The sequence below is a fragment of the Methylomonas rosea genome, assembly GCF_024505055.1.
GTDB classification, from domain to species: Bacteria; Pseudomonadota; Gammaproteobacteria; order Methylococcales; family Methylomonadaceae; genus Methylomonas; species Methylomonas rosea.
Window position 1 is genome coordinate 1 of the sequence record NZ_JANIBL010000013.1, and the last position, 21,659, is coordinate 21,659.

17 protein-coding genes are annotated in these 21,659 nt (G+C 54.1%); 8 read left to right on the forward strand and 9 right to left on the reverse strand.

From position 1 onward, the window contains the following. Window positions 1-442, forward strand: a 442-nt coding sequence (locus NP589_RS05845) for a F0F1 ATP synthase subunit gamma (RefSeq protein ID WP_256606140.1), incomplete at its 5' end; no start/stop codon positions are given. On the opposite strand, the gene NP589_RS21720 is transcribed toward NP589_RS05845, so the two are convergent. The 3 genes from NP589_RS21720 to NP589_RS05855 all read right to left on the reverse strand — a co-directional run bounded on the left by NP589_RS21720 (window position 439) and on the right by NP589_RS05855 (window position 2,324). Beyond that, window positions 439-681: a type II toxin-antitoxin system RelE/ParE family toxin gene (locus NP589_RS21720; protein ID WP_371929646.1), complete on the reverse strand. Its 243-nt coding sequence runs from the start codon at window positions 679-681 to the stop codon at window positions 439-441. The genes NP589_RS05845 and NP589_RS21720 overlap by 4 nt on opposite strands. Further along, window positions 675-860, reverse strand: a complete 186-nt coding sequence (locus NP589_RS05850) for a hypothetical protein (protein ID WP_256606142.1) — start codon at window positions 858-860, stop codon at window positions 675-677. Before NP589_RS05850 ends, NP589_RS21720 begins: the two co-directional genes overlap by 7 nt. A gap of 108 nt (window positions 861-968) precedes the next feature. Continuing rightward, on the reverse strand, window positions 969-2,324 hold the full coding sequence (locus tag NP589_RS05855) for a sigma-54 interaction domain-containing protein (protein WP_256606143.1): 1,356 nt from the start codon (window positions 2,322-2,324) through the stop codon (window positions 969-971). Between the two features lie 297 nt (window positions 2,325-2,621). On the opposite strand from NP589_RS05855, the gene NP589_RS05860 reads away from it, so the two are divergent. The 7 genes from NP589_RS05860 (at window position 2,622) to NP589_RS05890 (ending at window position 13,356) form a co-directional block, all read left to right on the forward strand. After that, window positions 2,622-3,314 (forward strand): MBL fold metallo-hydrolase, encoded by a 693-nt coding sequence (locus tag NP589_RS05860; RefSeq protein WP_256606144.1) that lies wholly within the window; start codon window positions 2,622-2,624, stop codon window positions 3,312-3,314. Window positions 3,315-3,327: 13 nt separating this feature from the next. Then, window positions 3,328-4,254 carry a sulfite exporter TauE/SafE family protein gene (locus NP589_RS05865; protein WP_256606145.1) on the forward strand — a complete coding sequence of 309 codons (927 nt, stop codon included), beginning with the start codon at window positions 3,328-3,330 and terminating at the stop codon, window positions 4,252-4,254. A gap of 101 nt (window positions 4,255-4,355) precedes the next feature. Next, complete coding sequence (locus NP589_RS05870; protein WP_256606146.1) at window positions 4,356-6,224, forward strand: multicopper oxidase family protein; 1,869 nt, start codon at window positions 4,356-4,358, stop codon at window positions 6,222-6,224. 31 nt (window positions 6,225-6,255) lie between these two features. Beyond that, a complete protein-coding gene (locus tag NP589_RS05875) occupies window positions 6,256-7,287 on the forward strand; it encodes an urease accessory protein UreH domain-containing protein (RefSeq protein WP_256606147.1) in 1,032 nt (343 codons plus the stop codon). Window positions 7,288-7,296: 9 nt separating this feature from the next. Further along, entirely contained in the window at window positions 7,297-7,716 is a 420-nt protein-coding gene (locus tag NP589_RS05880) for a phosphate-starvation-inducible protein PsiE (RefSeq protein ID WP_256606148.1), read from the forward strand. Between the two features lie 58 nt (window positions 7,717-7,774). Continuing rightward, the gene (locus NP589_RS05885; protein ID WP_256606149.1) at window positions 7,775-8,287 is read left to right on the forward strand and encodes an aspartate carbamoyltransferase; all 513 of its coding nucleotides are present in this window, start codon (window positions 7,775-7,777) and stop codon (window positions 8,285-8,287) included. A gap of 350 nt (window positions 8,288-8,637) precedes the next feature. After that, window positions 8,638-13,356 carry a YCF48-related protein gene (locus tag NP589_RS05890; RefSeq protein ID WP_256606150.1) on the forward strand — a complete coding sequence of 1,573 codons (4,719 nt, stop codon included), beginning with the start codon at window positions 8,638-8,640 and terminating at the stop codon, window positions 13,354-13,356. Between the two features lie 237 nt (window positions 13,357-13,593). On the opposite strand, the gene NP589_RS05895 is transcribed toward NP589_RS05890, so the two are convergent. The 6 genes from NP589_RS05895 to NP589_RS05920 are packed head-to-tail and all read right to left on the reverse strand — an operon-like array spanning window position 13,594 to window position 21,280. Further along, window positions 13,594-15,690 carry an EAL domain-containing response regulator gene (locus NP589_RS05895; protein WP_256606151.1) on the reverse strand — a complete coding sequence of 699 codons (2,097 nt, stop codon included), beginning with the start codon at window positions 15,688-15,690 and terminating at the stop codon, window positions 13,594-13,596. Beyond that, a complete protein-coding gene (locus NP589_RS05900) occupies window positions 15,687-17,339 on the reverse strand; it encodes a sensor histidine kinase (protein ID WP_256606152.1) in 1,653 nt (550 codons plus the stop codon). Before NP589_RS05900 ends, NP589_RS05895 begins: the two co-directional genes overlap by 4 nt. Then, complete coding sequence (locus tag NP589_RS05905) at window positions 17,336-17,956, reverse strand: DUF1638 domain-containing protein (protein WP_256606153.1); 621 nt, start codon at window positions 17,954-17,956, stop codon at window positions 17,336-17,338. Before NP589_RS05905 ends, NP589_RS05900 begins: the two co-directional genes overlap by 4 nt. Beyond that, complete coding sequence (locus NP589_RS05910; RefSeq protein WP_256606154.1) at window positions 17,953-18,981, reverse strand: uroporphyrinogen decarboxylase family protein; 1,029 nt, start codon at window positions 18,979-18,981, stop codon at window positions 17,953-17,955. The genes NP589_RS05905 and NP589_RS05910 overlap by 4 nt, the downstream gene beginning before the upstream one ends. Then, entirely contained in the window at window positions 18,978-19,643 is a 666-nt protein-coding gene (locus NP589_RS05915; RefSeq protein WP_256606155.1) for a cobalamin B12-binding domain-containing protein, read from the reverse strand. Before NP589_RS05915 ends, NP589_RS05910 begins: the two co-directional genes overlap by 4 nt. Further along, window positions 19,643-21,280 (reverse strand): ASKHA domain-containing protein, encoded by a 1,638-nt coding sequence (locus tag NP589_RS05920; protein WP_256606156.1) that lies wholly within the window; start codon window positions 21,278-21,280, stop codon window positions 19,643-19,645. Before NP589_RS05920 ends, NP589_RS05915 begins: the two co-directional genes overlap by 1 nt. Window positions 21,281-21,659: the final 379 nt, after the last annotated feature.

Consider the following 21,659-nt stretch of genomic DNA (forward strand, 5'->3'; position numbering starts at 1 on the left):
CGAGCGCGCCGCGCTGCAACGGCTGCGCGGCGCCGACGGCGGTTTGGATGCGCCGGCGGCGATAGATAGCATTCTGGCGGCGGTCGCCGAGCTACGCGGTGTAGAATTCGGGTTGATTGCTTGTGTTCGTGACGAACAAGGTGCGCGCAGCCAACGTCTTTGGCCTCTGTCGAATGTTGCCGGCAACGCCAGGCAAAACCCGCCGAAGACTTTCGCGCCGCCGGCGGAAGTGGCTCAAGGCGTTGCCGAACATTATCTGTTTCATACGCTGCTGGCTTTGCTGTTGCGTTCGATTCGAGTGGAAAATCACATGCGGCTGATGCAGATGGAAACCGCGTTGCGGCATTTGGAACGTGGTGGCGAAGAACTACAGCGGCAACGCAACCGGCTGCGTCAGGAAGAAATCGTCGAGGAAATCGAGTTAATGGTGGGGCGGCATTAGGCAATTTGGCAGTAGCCTGCGTTTAGCCATTCAGTGCTTATTCCCGTTGCAGATCCTCCTGTTTGAAGTCTCGCCGCTTCGGAAACTGTCCGGCCCAGCTTTGGCATAGTCGTCAGTACATCCACTTTAGCAAGAATGTCTCGCGCTACATGGTTTGCGTATTGTTTGGAATCACGGGCTATAAATTGATGTATCGAGTGGAGGTCTTCGCGGGCGGGTTTTGACCACACGATCACCATTGTTCGATTTCGCGCTTGAGCTCTTCATGGTGAATGAATTGGCCTTCAGCGATAGCTTCGCGGCTTTTGCGTAACTTGTCGACGACGTAGAGCTGGTACATGATTTCGTCAATGTCTACGTTGTCAGGCAAACGGTCAATCGATTCCAGCGCTTCCTGTTTTAGAGTGGGTGTTTGCATGAATAGAGTCCCATTGATGAATGGAGCTAAACCATAAGACGCAATCAATAGGACGTCAATACGATATTTGCGTGGTGTTGAAGCGATTAACCCGCCAATTAAGCAAACCTATAAACCATACTTCCGCCGCTTCCGCCAAAAAGTTGCCCTACTCATCCCCGCATACTGCGCGGCCTGCTCCAGGTTGTCCGGGTTATTTTCCAAAGCCTCACGGATCAATTCCGCTTCGTTTTGACTTTTCGCACGCGGTGCAAGGTGCTGGTCAATCGTTGCTATCGGTTTAAGCGGTTCGCGGAACTCCGGAGGCAAATCGCCTATGCTCAGCTCGCTGTCGCGGCCGACCGCATACGCGTATTCGACGACATTATTCAATTCCCGGACATTGCCAGGCCAGCGGTAATCCAGCAGCAGGCGCATCGCTTCCGGCGCGATGCTGTCGATATGACGATGGCCTTGAGTGTTATGCCGGTCTATCAGATGTTGCAGTAGCAGGCTGACGTCCTGACGGCGCTCGCGCAATGGCGGTAGAAAGATAGGTACGACCCGCAAGCGGTACATCAAGTCTTCGCGAAATCGACCGGCCTTGACCTCTTCGCGCAACGATCTATGCGTGGCGGCGATAATCCGCACATCGACGCTGACGGCGCTATCGCCGCCCACCGGAATGAAATTGCGTTCTTGTATCACCCTTAATAGCTTGGCTTGTAGTTCCAATGGCAACTCTGCTATCTCGTCCAAAAACAGCGTGCCGCCGTTGGCGCGTTGAAAAAGGCCGGCATGGTTGCGCACCGCGCCGGTGAACGCGCCTTTCACATGGCCGAACAACTCGCTTTCCAATAGGCTGGGGGTTAAGGCCGCGCAGTTGATGGCCAGAAACGGTTGATAGTGACGCGGGCTTTCCAGGTGCAGCGCATGCGCGACCATTTCCTTGCCGGTACCGGATTCGCCGCGGATCAACACGGTGGCTTCGGTTTCGGCGACGTTGCGGATGATTTTGATGGCCTCTTTCATCGCCGGGTCGCGCGACAGAATGCCGTGAAAGCTATCGCTGTCGTCAGATTTTTGCTCGGGCGCTGTGTCGCTTTGCGGTTGCAGAAATTCAATCGCCCCGGCGAAGCCGCCGTTGCTGTCGTAGAAGGCGCGGGCGGTTCGATAGCAATTCAACGTGCGACCGTCCGGGCGATGTATCCGCACTGCTTGCGACTTGACGATACCGAGTTCGGCCAAGTTGCAGGGATCGTTGCCGCGGTCGCAATTCAGTGCGGTTTTGCAAGGCTTGCCTATGGTCTCGGTCGCGCTCAAACCAAACAATTGTTCGGCGCCTTTGCTCCACAACAAGATGTCGCTATTGCTGTCCACTATAAAGGCCGCGCCGCTTTCGAATAAGTCGGTTAACACTTCCACGACTTGATCGGCGCCGATTTGGCCGAGCCAGCGTTTGAATAGGGGGGAGGAAGATGCCATGCGCTAAATCTCGTCTTGTTTCAGTGATGTTTCAAGTGTATCAGTATTGTTTCAGTATTTGGTGTTGAAACATCATTTGTGGCCGTTGCGAGGCCACTCTATAGTATCTATCGACTTATCAAACTAATCGGTGAAAAACAAAATATTTAGTTAAAACAAAGGTATATATGTGTTTAGTCCATGTTATGCAAAGCGAATTTTATAAGCAGTACGGAGATTAATATTGCCGATAAGCTGGCACGAGTATTGATATACAAACCCTATATTCTTTTTATTTTGCGATAAACGAGGCTGGTCATGATTTTCAGACAACTCTTCGAAACAGAAACCTCCACCTACAGTTATTTGTTGGGCTGTGAACGTAGTCGTCGCGCCTGCCTGATCGATCCGGTTGCCTCGGAGCTGCCGATTTATATCGATTTACTCCAAAGCTTGGATCTCAAACTGATTTACACCCTGGAAACGCATGTGCACGCCGATCACATCACCGGTGCCGGTTTGCTGCGCGAAAAGCTTGGCAGCAAGAGTGTGGTGCATCGGGATGCCGGTGCGCTCTGCGCGGATTTGCTGGTCACAGACGGTGTGCTGTTGCAAGTTGGCGATCTGGATATTCAGGTACGGCATACCCCCGGCCATACCGGCGGTTGCGTCAGTTATGTGATGGCCGACCGGGTGTTTACCGGCGATGCCTTGCTGATAGGCGGCAGCGGCCGCACCGACTTCCAGCAAGGTGATGCCGGCCAGCTTTACGACAGTATCACCGGCAAATTATTTACTTTACCGGCTGATACGCTGGTTTATCCCGGACACGATTACCAAGGCAATACCGTGTCTACCATCAAACAGGAAATGGCTAAAAACCCCCGCATTGGTCAAGGCCGCACGCGTGCCGAGTTCATAGCGATCATGAGCGAATTGAAGTTGGCGTATCCCAAGTTTATCGATCAGGCGCTGCCGGCCAATCAGTCCTGTGGGACGCTGGTCGAGTAGGCGGAGTTAGCCGATGATCCTGACGCTGATCTTGGCAATCTGTATCGGCCTGCTGCTGGGCTTGTTGGGCGGCGGCGGCTCGATTTTGACGGTGCCGATGCTGGTATACGTGCTGGATGTGCCGCCCAAGACCGCCATCGTCACCTCTTTTGTGGTAGTGGGCGTATCCAGCCTGATGGCGTTAATTCCGCATGCGCGGCGCGGTCATGTTTGCTGGAAAAGCGCGCTGGTATTTGGTTTGGCCGGCATGCTTGGCGCATTTGGCGGCGGTCGCTTGGCCGGGCATTTTTCCGGCGAATGGCTAATGGTGTTTTTTGGGACGATTACTTTGTTGACCGGTTTGGCGATGATCTTCAAGAAAGCGCCTAGCGAGACAACTATTGAGCAGGCATTACCAATGTGTCCTTTACAGACACCGATATTGCGTTTGTTATTCGATGGGGTTTTGGTCGGCGGTTTGACTGGATTAGTGGGGGTCGGCGGCGGCTTTTTGATCGTGCCTGCATTGACCTTGTTGGTGGGTTTGCCGATGCCGGCGGCGATTGGTACTTCGTTGCTGGTTATCGTGATGAACGCCACCGCCGGCTTGAGCGGTTACGCCAATCACGCTCAGTTGGATATCGAGTTGATGATACTGGTCACCGCCGGTGCGGTATGCGGCAGTTTTCTGGGCGGCTGGTTATCCAATTTTATTAGTGCGGCGGTGTTACGGCGCGGGTTTGGTTGGTTCGTGATGGTGGTGGCGGTTTACGTGTTGTTTAACGCCTTGAGTTGGCAACTGTTGGCATCCTTAGCGGTGTGGCAGGATGACGAACTTGCCTGGCGACGGGTGTTGGCCGGCTTAGCCGCCGTCTTGGCGCTAGGTCTAATCGGCAATCGTATTCATAGCCGTAAACCGCATATAGAAGCGGTGCCAATGCAGCCTCGGCAGCACCTATAAATTAGGCTAGACTAATATTGACGGTTGTGTTAGACCGTTACTTTCGTCATCCGGTGTTAACCGTTTGGCGCATAACTATAAAAATCGTTTGAGGAGGGTATATGTCTTATTCATTCAATAAGTCCCGTCGGCGCTTTTTTGCGCAAAGTGGCGCCGGATTAATGGCGTGGGCTGCAACGCCCGCGTGGCTGCGGGCCATGGAAAACATGGGCGAGATGCCGACGATGCCGCCGCGAAAAGCTTCGGCGAATTTTCACCCGGACGTGGAACTGGACTTGATTTGCAAACCAAGTTCGGTAGCAATTTTGCCGGGTCAGCCTACGCGGGTGCAGCAATACTTTGCCAAGTTGGTGAAGGGACCGGCACAAACCTTAACCGAAATTCCCGGTTCTTACTTGGGACCGGTGCTGCGCTTCGAGAAAGGCCAAAAGATCAGAATCAATCTACACAATCAGCTTAACGAGCCCAGCATCACCCACTGGCATGGTTTACACGTGCCGGCCGAAGTGGACGGTCATCCGCTGTACACGATAGATAGCGGTCAAGTGTTTGTCTATGAGTTTGAAATGCTCAACCGGGCCAGCATGAATATCTACCATCCGCACCCGCACAACACCACAGCCAAACAGGTTTATCACGGTTTGGCGGGGGCGATTTTGGTTAACGACGACGAGGAGCGTCGTCTGGAATTGCCCGGCGGTGAGTATGAAGTGCCTATAGTGATTCAGGACCGCAAGTTCGATGCCAATAATCAGCTGCAATATGTGCATGCCATGCACGACCGCATGATGGGTTTTTACGGCGACAGAATTTTGGTGAACGGTCGCCCCGATTTTCAGCTCGACGTGGCCAGTCGAGCGTATCGTTTCCGCGTCCTCAACGGCTCAACGGCGCGCATATACAAACTGGCTTGGGACGACAAGTCGCCCGTTACCGTCATCGGCACCGATGGCGGTTTGCTGGAGGCTCCGGTCAATAAACCTTACGTGATGCTGGCCCCCGGCGAGCGTTTGGATATTTGGGCGGATTTCAGCGGGCGTAAAGTCGGCTCTCAGTTGGTGTTGCGCAGCCGTTCTTTTTCCGGCGTATTGCCGGGAATGATGGGCGGTGGCCAAGGTGAACATGGGCGCATGGGCGGCGGCATGGGTATGCACGGCAGTGCTTTGCCGGTGGGTAGCGACTATCCGATTTTTACGGTGAAAGTCACCCGGCAAGTAAGCGATAGTCCGAAATTACCCAACAGTTTGGCGCAAATTCACCATTACGGCTTAAGCGACACGGTCAATCCCGGTAAACCGGTGCCTATCGCTATTTCGGAAGGACCGATGCGCATGGTTTTAAATGGCCGGCCCTATGCCTATAACGACATCTTGCCGAGCGAGCGTATCCCGCTGAATACCGTGCAATTGATGGAGATTTTTCATGCACATGGCGGTGGACATGGTGCTAACGGTGCTGCTGAGCACGGCGGCAAAGAGAGTGCCGGCGTCAAGCACAACTCAGGCATGCAAGCAGAGTCCGGCGGTCACAGAATGGGCGGCATGGGCATGATGAGTGGCATGCGGCACGATGATGATAACAAGCAAGGCGAGGGTGGTCATAGACGCATGGGTATGATGGGCATGCGCCATGGCGGCGATAGCGATGATGCCGGCGGTCATCAAATGGGCGGCATGGGGGGAATGGGCGGTGGCATGGGCATGATGATGTCTATGGCGCATCCGATTCATTTGCACGGCCAATATTTTCAAATCTTAAGCCGGACCATCGCCACCAACTCAGGTGAAGATTACGCAACGGTTAAAGATGGTTTCATCGAGGGCGGCTGGAAGGACACCGTGTTGGTGATGCCGGGCGAGCGGGTGAAAATCATCAAGCCCTTCCAGGATTTCAAAGGTTTGTTTATGTACCACTGCCATAACCTGGAACATGAAGATATGGGCATGATGCGCGATTTCTTGGTGGTATGAGCAGTCGACACCAATTGTCAGGGAGCGGGATATGACAATAATCAACAGGCATGTAACAGTCGAGGGTATGCACTGCACGGGTTGCGAGGACACCATTCGCCTAGCGCTGGCTGATTTACCGGGCGTGATAACGGTAGAAGCCAGCTATGCGCGAGCGACGGTTGATGTGCAATTCGACGACCAGCTTACCGCCGAAGCGGCGTTATACGAAGCTATTCGCGCCAAGGGTTATGGAGTGGCACTGACGCCACCCGCTGCTAACGGTAAGCTGAAAGGCCTGTTGATTTTTCTGTTGTTATTGCTGGCGGTCGGCGGCGTGGCGTTCTGGGGCAAGAGTTTGATGCCCGGTGTGATGCAGAAAATGTCGCCGAACATGGATCAAGCGGTATTGCTGGGCATCGGTTTTCTCACCGGTTTTCATTGTATCGGCATGTGCGGTGGCTTTGTGGTGGGGTACACCGATCCTAGCAAATCCAAATCCCGGCAATTGTTAGCGCATTTAAGTTATGCATTCGGCAAGACCTTGTCCTACAGCTTACTCGGTGCTGGCTTTGGCCTGTTGGGCGCTACCATCGCCATTACCCCGCAGATGCGTGGCGGACTGGCTTTAGTCGCTAGCGTGTTTCTGTTGCTGTACGGTCTGAAGATGCTCAACTTCTTTGCCTTTTTGCGCCGCTTTACCTTACGCATGCCCAAGGCCGTCAATCGCCAGCTTGCAGACGAAATGCGCAAGCCGCGCAGCGCTTTGCGTACCGGCTTGTTGACCGGTTTGTTGCTGGGCTGCGGGCCGCTACAGGCCATGTATGTAATGGCCGCCGGCAGCGGCGACCCGGTGCAGGGCGCGTTGATCCTGTTTTGGTTTGGCCTCGGTACTTTGGCACCGTTGCTCGGTTTTGGGTTTTTCGCCAGTTTGTTGTCGCCGGTATTTATGCGGCAGCTCGTCAAGGTTTCCGCAATATTGGTTATCGCAATGGGCGTAATGATGGCGCAACGCGGTTTGAAAATCGTCCAAGCAGGTCAGATGACTGCGCAGATGCCTTCACATACGCAACCTGCTCAGTGAGGTAAAGTTTTGGATATTCAACGTTTCAGACAATTGAACGAGCAAGCCAAACGGCTGGCGGACGAAATAGGCAATTTGCTGATCGAGGTTTTTCATTATTTGGCTTTGTTTGTCATCGGTGCCAGTATCGTTTGGTCGGCGGTGGTGGCTTACGGTGGCATGATGTTGCAAGGCCACGCCACTATTGGCGACATTTTGCTGTTGTTTATCTATTTGGAATTGGGTGCGATGGTCGGCATCTATTTCAAAACTAACCTAATGCCGGTGCGTTGTCTGATTTACATTGCCATCACCGCGCTGGCCCGTTTGTTAATTGCTGATATTCAAGCCCATCATCAGGCCGATATGGGGATTTTATTGGTGTCCGGCGGTATTTTATTGCTCGCCTTATCCACACTGCTTATTCGTAAGCCAAGCGACGAAGCGTAAAACATCAATTCAACTCGAATATTTTGTGAGCGTGGCTCATTTACACAGGACGACTAGGATGAAAAAAACACTATTGCTAACGGCCTTACTGCTAGCGGTCAGCGCTGCCCGGGCCATCCCGCCGGTCGATCCGGCGCGGCTGGACGAAGTGCAAGAGCGCGGCAGCCACGTAATGCCGTTTGATCTGGAAAAAACCTTACATATTTTTAATAAGACCGAATCCGGCGGCATCCAGCAAGTCATCGCCAAAGATGGCGCGGATACTGAACAAATTGCTTTGGCGCGCAGCCATCTGGCGCAACTGGCTGCGGGTTTTGCCAATGGCGATTTTTCCGGGCCGCGCCGTATTCATGGCGATGATATGCCGGGGCTAAATGCCTTGGCGTCCGCTGCCGGAAAAGTCAGTTTTGCCTATCGGGATTTGTCGAACGGCGCCGAAATCGAGTATCGGAGCGAAGACAAACAGTTGGTAGAAGCAGTCCATAGCTATTTCGATGCCCAACTCAGCGATCACGCTCGCCATGCAGTGCCCGGCGGACAGCATATGCACCACGGCCACCACCAGCCTTAATTGTCAATAAGGCGGAACCTGATTATAAAGTTGCTTCAGCCAAAACGTCATTCCGGCATGGATTGCCGGAATCCAGAGTACATGGATGTTTTCGACGCTTACCATCCTTGGCTCCTGGATCTCGGCAATCCCCGCCGAGATGACGATTCTTGACAAGGCTGAAGCATCCTTGTACTTAGGAGGCGGAAAGTCGTCACTGAATACCTGCTGAATAGCCCCGCGTATTCTTGATTCAATCTACCCGCAAACTCAGGAATCGATTCACTGTGAGATAGTGCCATTCGATTGGCCTTTCCTTGCGGCGATTTTGTTGTTAAAAAGCCCTTATCTAACGGTGATAAGGGGACGACATGTCCGGACTGGCGACAAAACACGCGTCTGCTACCAAAGGCGCAGCTATAAGCACGGTCTCCCTGCATTGGCTGAGCCGCCCTGGATACTGGTTAGGCTGGGCCTTAATGCTGGCCTTGCTATCTACCGTCATCGCCTTCCAGCAAGCGCCGCACCGTAACGCCTATCGCCCTGAACCCACATCGTTGAGTTGGGATTATTGGGGATACCCAATCGAGCGCAACGCTTTTCGCCGCTTGCCGGCCATCGCCGGGAATCTCAACGATCTGGCTGTTTCCGAAGATGGTCAGCATATTTGGGCTGTGGGTGATGGCGGTTTGATCATCTACAGTACGGATGCTGGCGTGAGTTGGCAGCAAGGGCAAATTGGGCCTCCTGCGCCAATAGTACCTTTGGCGCGGGCCGACGGTTTTTGGATTAAGTCAGCGCAAGCCGGGATGCCTGAGGCCGAGCCTCAACAGCAGCAAGCGGTTCCGACTAACCTAGACAATGCACCTTTCAACGTTCGGAATGCCGACGGCGGTGAGGCAAATGCTGCCAGGGTGATAAACCCTGCGCTCGGTTACGCAAACCAGTCGCCAGTCCAAAAGTCCCCGAGTGCGCCGCAAGAGCAAGAACTACCTGCGGCAAAGACCAATAATGAGCCAGCGAAACCCACTCCAGAAAACTCACCTCAAGCAAGTACAGTCGGTAAGGCGGGCGAACCCGTTTCGCTGCCACCCGTTCAGAAGCAAAAGCCGAGTGGACGGGATCCGAAGCGCGCCAATTTATATTCCGTGTATTTCGTCGACACCTCTCATGGTTGGGCGGTCGGCGAAGATGGTGTGATTCTGGTCACTGCAGATGGTGCCAAAAGTTGGCAGCTCCAAACCAGTGGCACCAAGGAAATATTGAACAGCTTACATTTTGTCGATCCCGCGCATGGCTGGACAGTAGGCCAGGCGGGCCTCATTCTGGCTACCGCAGACGGTGGTAAAAGTTGGAAAAATCAGGCGAGTGTTGCCGGGTCGCAGCTGAATAGTGTGACGTTTTCCGATGAACTGCATGGTTGGACCGTCGGTGATCTTGGGGCCATACTTGCCACCGCAGATGGCGGTCAAACTTGGCAAGCTCAAGCTAAAAATGCCAATCAAATTTTTCAATCGGTAGATTTTATCGATAATCGGCGCGGTTGGGCCGTGGGGACGGGTGGGCGCATCGTTGCCACCTCGGATGGAGGCAACAACTGGCAGTCGCAACCCAATCAAGTATCGCAATTTTTACGTAGCGTCCGCTTTCTAAAAGACGGCTTACGGGGTTGGGTGGCTGGCACGAATGGTACCCTCGCTGCGACCACTGACGGCGGTGGCAGCTGGCGATTACTAAACAGCGGAACTTCAGGTGAGTTACGTAGCGTTAAATTTCTTCTTGATGGTTTGCGCGGTTGGGCCGTCGGTGCCGACGGAACTATAGTTGCCAGCACTGACGGTGGGAATAGTTGGCAGGCTGCAAGCCAGAAGGTGTTTAGCAGTGTGCAATTTATGACTAATCGTCAACTTGGCTGGGTAATTGGCGCTGATGGCGCGGTTTTATCTAGTACCGATGCTGGTCGAAATTGGCGAATGCAGGAAATTCAAACCAATCAACACCTATTTGGCTTGCACATTTTAGCTGACGGCCAACATGGCTGGTTGACCGGTAGCAATGGGGTTATTTTTGCTACCACCGATGCTGGGAAAAATTGGCGAGCTCAAAACAACGACACCAAAATGTTCTTATTCAGAGTTCAGTTTCTCAATGACGGTTTGCACGGTTGGGCAGCGGGCGACGGGGGATTTCTGGTAACCCGTGATGGAGGCAAAAACTGGCAACTTGACCCTAATATATGGGGAACACTTTTTGCCATGCATTTTTCAGAGGATGGTCAGCGAGGTTGGCTGGCCGACGTCAGCGGTAAGTCGGACTTTACCGAGGATGGTGGTTTGACCTGGCAATCTCAGATGATTGGTTCAAAGGCAGGCATTCTCGATCTTCAGTTTCAGGCCGACGGTATAAACGGTTGGGCTGTCGGCTCTAAGGGGACGATTTTTTCCACATCCGATGGCGGAAAAAATTGGCATGCTCAAGTGAGTACTACCCAACAGAATCTCAGAGGATCAGCTTTTGCCGGCGACGGCAGTCGTGGTTGGGCAGTTGGTGTCGGCGGCACTGTAGTGTCTACTACAAATAGCGGTGGCACATGGCAGCCGCAAAACAGTGATACTTCGGCTAACTTGATAGACATATATGCCGACAGCGGAGGCCGGCATGCCTGGACCGTCGGCGCAGCCGGCACCCTACTCGCCACCAGCGACGGCGGCGAACATTGGCAGGACCCGGTGTTGCCCTATCAACGCTATCCGGCGCCCTGGTATTACCTTAGCTGGTTGCCGATCATACTGTTGTTCAGCCGTGGCTTGCGCTTGCAGTTGGCCGAATTAAGGGAACCGGAAGCCAGCGATCCCAATTTAGGAATCAACCCCACCGCCGTTTCCGACAAGCCAACCACGCCTGGCAGCAAGGATTATCTGGGTAGTCTGCAGTTGGCTCGGGATTTGTCCGCGTTTCTGCGTAACGAAAACACTCAGCCACCATTGACCCTGGCCATTACCGGCGATTGGGGCAGCGGCAAAAGCTCGGTGATGAATTATTTGCAAGCCGAGTTACGCCGCGAAGGTTTGCGACCGGTCTGGTATAACGCTTGGCATCATCAGGAAGAGCAACAGGTACTGGGCTCAATCCTGGAATGCGTGCGTCAGCAGGCTACGCCGCCGCTATGGCCCTGGCTGTTGCCGGGCCTGTGGTTTAAATTGCGTTTGTTGACGCATCGGCGATTTTGGCTACAGCTGCTGGCGGCTGCACTCTTGACGGGTTTTTGTTGGTTGGCGGCATTTTCCTATTTTCATGAAGAGGCGGAAGAAAATCAGGTGTGGCACTTCGCTTCCCACTTGGCCGGCTTGGAGCAACCTGCGGTGTTGACTGCACAAGGCCATGCCCGCTTATGTGCTCAAGCGGATAGCGGTACCAATCCAGCGAAGTCCGCCGCGGACCAGCTGTTTAGCCCCGCCGATTGCGAGAAACTGCAATGTTTGGTAAACGCGGATATCTCCGGCACAGCGAAAGATTCGGCAAACTGCAAAGATACCTTAAGCGCCTTCGCCAGCGACGACGAGTTATTGGCACAAGCGGGAAAAGTACTCGAGCATGAATTAACGCAAGAGCGTAAACAAGCCATCGTTAAGCAACTGGAACATAGCCCAGGCAAAGCGCCATTTGCTTTGCCGGCCTGGTTGACAGCCTTGTTGACGGTGCTGACAACCGTAGCGGGGGTGGTCGTGGTCAAGGGCGCGTCGCTGTTCGGTTTAGCCAGCACCGATTTATTGAAAACCGCGATCAGCAAAACCGGCGTTATAGAAGCTGCCGAGCCGGTGGGTACCCGGCAAATCTGGGAACGGCGCTTCGAGCGTTTGACCAAGTTGTTGGGTCGGCGCCGGTTGGTGTTGTTTATAGACGATCTGGACCGGTGCAGCCGCGAGCATGCGTTGCGGGTGCTGGAAACCTGTAATTTCTTGGTCAGCAGCGGCGAGTTGTTCATCGTGATGGGCATCGCCCCTAAATATGTACTGGCAAACGTCAAATTGCATTTCAAGGAACTCGCCGAAGCCTTGCACGAATTTGATGACAATGGTCCGGCGGCGGGCGGAGTGCCGGCAGAAACTGCGCCAACCCGAAAACCACGCAGCCTGGCACGCTTTTATCTGCAAAAATTGATCAACATTGAAGTGCCGGTGCCTTCCGCCGGCAGCGAGGCGATGCTGAACTTATTAACTGGCAGCGGCGGCGAAGAGGATAGTCGCGGCCAACGCGAGCAACGCTTGCAAACCCTAGGTAACGGGCTGGTTTTGACACTACAGGGTTTTGTTCTGTTGGCCGCGATGGCTTGGGCGGCTTACCATGCCAGTCAGCCTATACCTACCACTCCCAAACCCCTGATTTTGGCAGCGCAGCCGGCGACTGAAGTGGTTACTAAGCCGGCGGAAACCAACGTTGAGCCGGTCGCCGATCAGCCAGACCAACGTAAAGCCGAGTCCGGTATTACCTCGTTTCGCGCCGATTTCAAACCTGAACAATTGACGCCCTGGCCGCAGCGCATCGGCTATGGCTTGTTGCTGCTGATTATGCTGTTGGCTGGTGGATTGGTTTGGGTAAGCGTCAACGAGAAGGCGCGAAACCGGCTGGTGGATTATCTGGAAATGGCTTACAAAGCCTTTGGCCGGGACTGGTTCGGACCAAGGCAAACTCAGGATACGCCGGAGTTTGCCGCCGCCTTGCGGATCTGGTACCCGCTGATTCACCAAACCCAGTCACAGCCGCCGGAGATCAATTCGCCGCGTACCGTCAAAGCTTTTTTAAACCGACTGCGCTGCTTTGCCAGTCGCTGGCCGAAAACGACTGGCGCGCACGGTGAAGCGCAGTTGGTGGCGTTGGCGGCTTTGCATTTTTATTTGGGTGAAGAGGGCTTTGAGAAAGCCGCTAACGATTTAAAACTAGCCGAGACCAGTGGTGCTTATTTGAGTGCGTATCCAAATTCCGCGCAATCCATGACGCAACATTTGCAATCATTTGGTCCGCCCAGTGACGACGACTGCCGATTGTTTAAATATTTCATCGAGAATCTGGAGATCCATAAACCGCAATAAGTCAGAGCCAAAAACCGCCTAGCTCAAGCGGTGGGCGCGAGGTTTGGATCTGGTATTGTTAAGCCGGACCCTTAAATTTTCTGTAGCCGTCATTCCCGCGAAAGCGGGAATCCAGGATTTTCAAGGGTCTCCTGCCTACGCGGAGGCGACGATAATTAAGGGCTGGGTTAATAGTTGATTTCATTCCCTCATCCAGGCTCTTTCGCTTTGGAAAAAAAGGAATAGTAGAGCCAACAACTAATTTTTCAGCCATTCCTGGTTCGGTAGCCAATTCGTTATCCATCGCGGTAAGTCCCCGGCCGGCATGGGGCGGGCGATGCCATAGCCTTGGGCGTTGTCGCAGCCCAATTTCAACAATAGCAAGCCGTGTTCTTCGGTTTCGACGCCTTCGGCTATCACTTGCCTATGAAAGGCGGCGGTGAGATTGATGATGCCGGCGACGATAGCCAAATCTTCCGGGTCGCCGAGGATGTCGCGAATAAACGATTGATCGATCTTTAAGGTGTCGGCCGGTAAGGCTTTCAGGTAGGTTAGTGACGAATAACCGGTGCCGAAATCGTCCAATGCAAAGCCGACGCCCAGTTTTTGGCATTCCTTCATCACGGCGGTGACCCGGCCAATATCCTCCAGCGCCGCTGTTTCCAGTATCTCCAGTTCGAGACAATGGGGGCGCAATTGCGGATGGGCGGCAAAGCCGGCTTTCAAGGTGTCGACGAAGTCGTGGTGCAGTAAGTGGCGCGGGGCAATATTGATACTGATGACAATGTTCAAGCCCATGTCTTGCCACTTTTGTAAGTGGTCCAGGGCGCGGGCCAATACCCAGTTGCCCAGCGCTATGACCAGCTCGGTGCCTTCTATGTCGGGTAAAAACGCGGCAGGCGACAATAAGCCGCGCTCGGGATGCTGCCAGCGAATCAATGCTTCCGCGCCCAGTACTTTACCCAGGCGCATATTGACCTTGGGTTGAAAATACAGCACGAACTGGTTATTCAGCAGCGCGGCTTCGATTTGCGTTAAGGTTTCGCCGCGGATCAGCGCGATCCTATCCAGTTCCTGATCGAACAGGTGGTAGCGATTTTTGCCGCGTTGTTTGGCGACATACATGGCCTGGTCGGCATGCCGCAACAAGGTGTCCGCGCTCGCCAGATCGTCGGGGTACAGGGTAAGACCCACGCTGGCGGAGACGCAGACCAAGTTGTCCGCAATCGACAGGGGTTCCGCGACTTTGCAAAGCATGCGCTCCAATACGGCTTCGCATTCGCGGCTGTCGCTAAAGTCCAGCAATAGCAGCACAAACTCGTCGCCGCCGATGCGGGCCACGGTATCGCCGGCGCGCAGGCAGTCGCGGATGCGCAGGGACGTTTCAATCAGCAATTGATCGCCCACTTCGTGGCCGAACTGATCGTTGACCGGTTTAAAACCGTCCAGATCCAGATAACATACCGCCATATGGTTGCCGGCACGGTGCGTGTGGGCCAGTGCTTGCGCCAGACGGTCGGCCAGCAGCACCCGATTGGGAATTCCGGTCAGCGGATCGAAATGAGCGATGCGTTCCAGATCGTATTCATGGTTCTTCAGCGGGGTGATGTCCGCCGATAAGCCGATGTAATGATGAATTTGGCCGTCGTCGTCCCGCACCACCGAAATCGACGTCAGCGCCGCAAAGACCTCGCCTTTTTTATTGCGGTTCCACAGTTCCCCGCTCCAATGATCGTGTGCGTTCAGAGATTGCCACATGGCTTTGTAAAATTCCGCGGATTGCCGGCCGGATTTGAGCATGCTGGGATTTTTACCCAAAACGTCCTCGCGCGAATAACCGGTAATTCGGCTGAAGGCCGCATTGACATCGATGATGCGATTCTCGCTGTCGGTAATTACTACACTGTCATGAGTGTGGGCGAATACGCTGGCCGCCAGACGTTGCTCGGCCTCGCGGCGTTGCAGTTCTTGACGAAATTGTTCGCGTTCCAGCAGGTTGCGAATGCGCAAGCGGGCAATTTCGATACTGATGGGTTTGGTCAGATAGTCCGCGGCGCCCAAGGAAAAGCCCAAGGCTTCGGCTTGAATTTCGTTTAAAGCGGTAACGAACACAATCGGAATGTCTTTTAACAGTGGACTGGCCTTGAACTGGCGGCAGGTTTCATAGCCGTCCATATCCGGCATCATGATGTCGAGCAAAATCAGATCGGGCGGCTCATCCAGCGCCAGTTGCAGACCCTTACTGCCCGAGGTGGCGATTTGAATTTGATAATCGTCTTGCAATGCCAGACCTAACAAGGCCAGATTGGCGGGCGTATCGTCTATGGCGAGAATTTTCAACTGTTTGCTGTTCACTCGGTTTGTGCTCCGTCCCAACCCAAGACTAAATAAAGCTGCCTTAATTGCTGGCGTGCCTGGTCGAATTTCATTTCGTTAACCGATTGAGCTATTTCGGAAAAACGCAGTTCTACCGCACTAGCACGCAGTAAGTTCTGCAGTGCCTTGACGTGATTAATGGCATGGAACATGTTTTTGGCAAGTAAGTTATCGAGTTCGTCCATTAGCGGTCGTATCTCTTGATTACGGTGAAGCACGGCGATGTCTTCCGCACTGATTGCCGGGTCGGCCACAGCACAGACGGTTTGCTCCGCATAGACAGGCGTATCTCGATGGAGTCCGGCATTGGCTGCCGCGGAATACAGTTCCGCGCACGGGACAGGTAAGCGCTCTTGTTCGGAATTGTGATTATGAAGATGACAATCAACGAGGTCGCAGCGAATTTTGAACCAGAACCGGGCGCCCATGCCGGGACTACTTTCCACACCGGCTTCGCCCTGCATCAGTCCGGCAAAACGTTGCACGATGGATAAGCCCAGGCCGGTGCCGGCGTAACGCCGCGTCGAACTGGCGTCGATTTGGGTAAAGGGTTTAAATAGCAGGCTTTGCTGTTCTGTGGCAATGCCGATGCCGTGATCGGTAACTGAAAATTCCAGTTGCGCTTGCGATCCTTGCCGGCGCAACTCCGTAACCTGGATTTGGATAACCCCTTGATTGGTAAATTTGATGGCATTACTGACCAGGTTTGACAGCATTTGCCGGACTCTGATTTGATCCAGCTGGTAGCATTGTTCACTGGGTCCGAGCCAGACGGTTTCGATCCGCAGGTTTTTCTGATGCGCGCTTTCCCCGAACAGCGATTGTACTTCGGTGATGATTTGCCGAGGCTGCGTAGCGGAGTAAATCAGCTCCAGCCGATTCGCCTCGATTTTGGACAAATCCAACACATCGTTTAACAGGGTTAAAAGAGTTTGTCCGGATGCGAGGATGGTGTGGGCGCATTCTTGATGCTTGCTTGGGTCGCAGTCCGGTAGACTCAACAACTGCGCCATCCCCAAGATACCGTTCAACGGGGTGCGGATTTCGTGCGACATAGTGGCCAGGAAATTACTTTTGGCCTGATTCGCGCTTTCGGCGATGCGGGTCTTGATTTCGTTGCTCAAAATCAGCGCCATGTGCGAGAAAAACGGCGATAGATAATCGCGCATTTGCGCCGAACCCAGCATGTCGGTCATTTTGATGGCGCCAATCAATTCTTTGCCTACCTGCAAGGGCATGACCCAGGTGCAGGCCACGGCCGGCGTGATGCCGCGCAGGAGTGTGTGCTGCGAATCCGTAGCTTGTTCGACGAAGCGGCGATGCTGAAAAACTTCACCGATCAATGGGTCTTCGATATGGTCGATCACTTGGCGTTCGCCTGCCAAATTGGCGTAATGAATCTCGCCCTCGTCCAGATAATAAATTTCGACATTGCTGCCGCCCAAACTGCCGCACAAGGCGGTCATTAAGCTCTCCAACAGTCCTTCGACGCCGGCGATGGGGTTTAGCAATTCCACCAGGTGCAGAACCAGATACAGATTGGCTTTTTCTTCCGAAAGCTTGCGGACGCGGGTTTCCAAGTGCTTGACCCGCTCCTCGAGCTCTTGATGGGAAGGCGTTTGGGTCATTGTTCCGCGGCAAGCCGGCGTTGAATAGCATCAGCCAAAACGGTTTCCAGATGCTCCAGGCCGACATCCATCCATTCCAGCGGCAGATCCACGAAGCGCGCGGCGGTTTCGGCTGCGGCACTGAAATCGCCGTTACACGGGGTGCGCAGAGCCAGGATGTATTTGTGGCTGCTATGAAATATCTCCCTGATTACCGTCATGTTCGCGCCGAAGCAGGCAGTAATCATCGGTTCCCAGGTCAACGCCCAGTCTTCCAGTAAAAAATAGGCGCCTTTTTCCAGTTCCTGCATGAATAATTCGTAGCCGAGCAACATCACGATACAGTTTTGGCCGTGGGTGCGGCAGGTGTGGTGGCCTTCCAGATATTTTTCCATCAACGGGTGGCAGCCGCCGTAAAACACTACGGTTTTCTCGCCGAGTTTCTCACGTTCTTCCAATGCCTGATTCAATTCCGTCGATAAACGATTCAGGTAATTGTGCAAGGCCGAATCCAGATAATGGGTGTGCACGTTCCAGTGATTTTTCGCGATTAATCCGTCCACTTCCTTACGCAAAATGCCGCAGCCTATCATGGTCAGCGGGGTTTGATTTTCCGGCTGTATCGTGAACGTTTTCATTGCAGTCTCCCATATTCGAATGCGGCAGCGACCATGGCCTGAATATTGGCCTCCGGTACCGCCAGAGGCATTATGCCGTTGCCAAACAGAAAATGGCCGTCGGTTTTGCCTATTTCGACAATACGCTGTACTTCGGCGCGGGTTTGCTCCGGACTCCAATGAATCATTTTGATATCGTCGATTACCCCGCAGGTCAGGCCGCGGGTATTGATCAGGCGTTTGGCTTCGGCAATGTCGGCGAGCGGGCTGATGTGGTGGGTTTTGATGTCAAGTTCATCGAAAACCAAATCGATCACATCGTTAAAGGGCGCCATGCCACAGTAATAAACGAGGCCTTCGCTACCGCCGGGCAGTAAGTCCCGCCGCATCCAGGGCATCACGATTTGCTCGATTTGTTTACGGCTGACGAAATACGGCGAGCCGAATGGTGTGGAGTAAATTAATACATTGGCGCCCCAGGTCCGCAACGCGGCGATTTCCTGTTGACAGAAATCCGAGCATTTGCGCAGCAGTTCGTCGCGGACATCGAATGGCCCGAGCAAAAATAGCTCCATCCATTTATCCATGCCCATCAATATGGCCGGCAGAGTGGTCGAGGCGGTGGCGTACGCGCAAATAGGATGGGTGGCGCCGACTTCGCTTCGCAAAATCTTTAGGCAGTTGGCGACGGGTTGCCAGGCTGGATGTTGGGTAATGTCAGCGGGAATTTCGAGTTTGGCGATGTCGTCCAGGTTTTTGATGACGAAGTCGGCGACATTCGGTACGCCGTCGTCGGCAAACAGGATTTCCCGGCAACCCAGCAATTCCGCTTCCTTACCGACATAGTGCAGGCTCCAGATGTTGTCGTAGCCGTAGCGCCGCAGCATGCGCAGTTGGGCGTCGGCGACATATTCGCCCTTGCTGAAGTATTGCTTGGCAGGCATAGCTAATTCCCGGGCGCCGTGATCGGGCAGATTGCAAAAAACCGGGATGCGCGGTGCGGGGCTGCCGGTCATCGCTGCGGTCAGAATTTCCAGGGGGGTCATGGCTTGACCTCGCGAATCAAATCGACGATGACTTTGGCGGCGGTGACGCCATCCGGCGCCCAGGCATCCGCGCCGACCTTGATATACAACTCCGGATCGAAACGGTAGGGAGCGCCGCCTACCGCCAGTTTGATTTGTTGTTCCAAGCCGCGCTCTTGTAATAGTGCGCGCACCCCCAAACTGCCTTTTTCGCTGGTGGCGGTGTGGACCATCATGGCGGATACCGCGATGACCTGAGCGTTCTCGGTCATCGCGGTATCGACGAATTTTTCGGCGCTGACGTTGGTACCCAGATCGACCACATCCACCATCAGCGATTTCAAACAGCCGCTGACAATCCGTTTGCCCAAGGAATGCAGGTCGCCGTATGCGGCGCCGATAACAACCCTGCCTATCATTTCCGGTGGTTTACTGAATTTTTCCAGCATTTTTTCGGTGACGTCGGCGGCTATTTGCGCGGTCATGAAATGCTGAGCCAGATTGGCGTCCGGATCCTTTTCGATCAAAGTCATCATCAATTCAACGGCCGGGATGACTAATTTGAAGACGATATCTTCGGGGCTGAATCCGTCGCTCAAGGCCTGATTGACGACATCTAGGGCCGCCGGCTTATCGGTTTCGAATACCGCCTGGTTGTAGGATTGAATATAAGCGTCGAGCATTACTGGAATTCCTCGATGGGCATGGGCTGCAAGCGTAAGTTGTCGATAAAGCGGTTTTCATACTCAAAAACCCCGCCCAGATTGATCGTGCGCGCCCGTTGGACAATTTCATTCAATAGATTTGGCCCGGCTGGATTCAACAGCAGCTGTTCGCAGCCGGCCAGACTGGCGTTGGCCAGCAGGCTGATCCGCTCGCTGGGCAGCGTCGGCAGTAAACCGACCCGGAATGCACTGTTTAGGTCCAAATGTTGACCAAAACTTCCGCAAATCCATAACCTGTCTAACTCGTTTACTTTTAAACCTGCTAAGGCCAGCAATTGTGCCATGGCTGCGGCTGTCGATGCCTTGGCGCGCTGGAAAATATCGATGTCGCTCGCAAAAATGGCACTTTTTGGCACGTCGGCTTGCAATAAAAAGCCCTGTTCGGTTGGCGGTTCGGCGAAGCGTCCGGATGGTTTCAGGTGCTTTTTGTCCAGCAGCAACGCAATCGCGTCGATGAAACCGCTGGCACAATAGCCGCGCGCCTGGGCATCTCCTATCGTCTGTAAGCCGCTTGCCGACACTTTGCAAATCGCACCGGCTTCAGCGGTTAAACCGTTGCGCATGCCCACGCCTTCGAAAGCCGGGCCGCCCGGCACGGAACTGGCCCACAGGTTTGTGCCGTCCCACACCGCGATTTCGGTGTTGGTGCCGAAGTCGGCTAACAACATCGGTTGCGATTGTTCGGTAATGCCGGTGGCGAGCAGGTCGGCCAGCAAATCCGAACCGATAAAGCCGGCCAGCGGTTGGGCAATGTCGATGTCGGCATGCGGTGTACGCCATATCTGGCGCCAGGCATCGGCATCGGTCGGTAGGCAGACGATGGGGCTTTGCCAGTTCTCAGGTTGGTAGAGGCTGTCGCCGCTATTGCCGCAAATCAGCGTCAACATCGCGGTATTGCCGACGATCAACACTTTGCCCAGCGCTGCCAGTACCGGTGTTATTTCGCCCATATCGCGGCTGAGAATATCGCGTATGCCATCCATGATAGCCTCGCGAGCTTGCTGGCCTATCCGGCGGCAATCTTGAACGTCCAGGCGCTCGGCATTCAGCCGGGTCAGAACGTCCGCACCATGCGCGACTTGCGGATTGATGCTGTAGCGCGTGCCGATCCGGCGCCCGGATTGTCGGTTCCACACGGACAGGCGAATGTGCGTGGTGCCTAGGTCTACCGCCACGCCATAGAAATGCTCGGAAATGGCTGGATTGCCGCTGGCGTGATAAAGCTGGGTCGGGTCCAGACTTTTCCATGCGGAATGCGGTGCGGGGTGTTCCAGGTAAAGCGTGCAGTGGCTATGTGGTCGCAACTGGCAGGCCAGACGCATGCCGGCAGCCAGATCTTCCGGTAGCAGCTTTTGCCGTTCCGCCAGGGTCGGCGGGTTAAACTCGCCGCTGACGGTTTGAATCAGACAGGCGCCGCAGGTGCCCAAGCCGCCGCAGGCTGCACGCACGCGTAAATCGGTGGTATCGAGTGCTTGGCGTACCGAAAGGTGAGGTTTAAGCAGTACCCGGAGCGTCTGTTCGTCGCTGCTGACCGTCGCCAGCATATCGCTAGCCTGGGACGCTGTTTGTCCGGCATTGGGAGTGATGGTGGTCATAGTCGATGGAAACCAGTATGAGTTATAGCGATTGCGCGTTTGATAAGGTCTGGCATGATCCGGGTGCTGCTCGTTTTATTGGCAAAATAGCGAGTTCTTTTCCCTTATCATTTTAGTGCGTATCGCTAGTTTCGCTGACTCAATCCTGCTGTGTAAGCGATTTGTCTTTCTCAGATCGGCTTTTACGGCATAAACTCCCCTATATGCGGCTAAGCTTTGCCGAAAAGGCGCTTTGGGCTAATGGCACGCTGTTCTTACTGGAATGTCATCGACAATCGGGTACACTTTGCTGGCGCTCCAAAAAGCTGGGTCGTGACCCGAACTCGCTTGCCTGAGACGCTTGCAGTCAATCCAGATCATGGTTTTAAAATCGAACGGA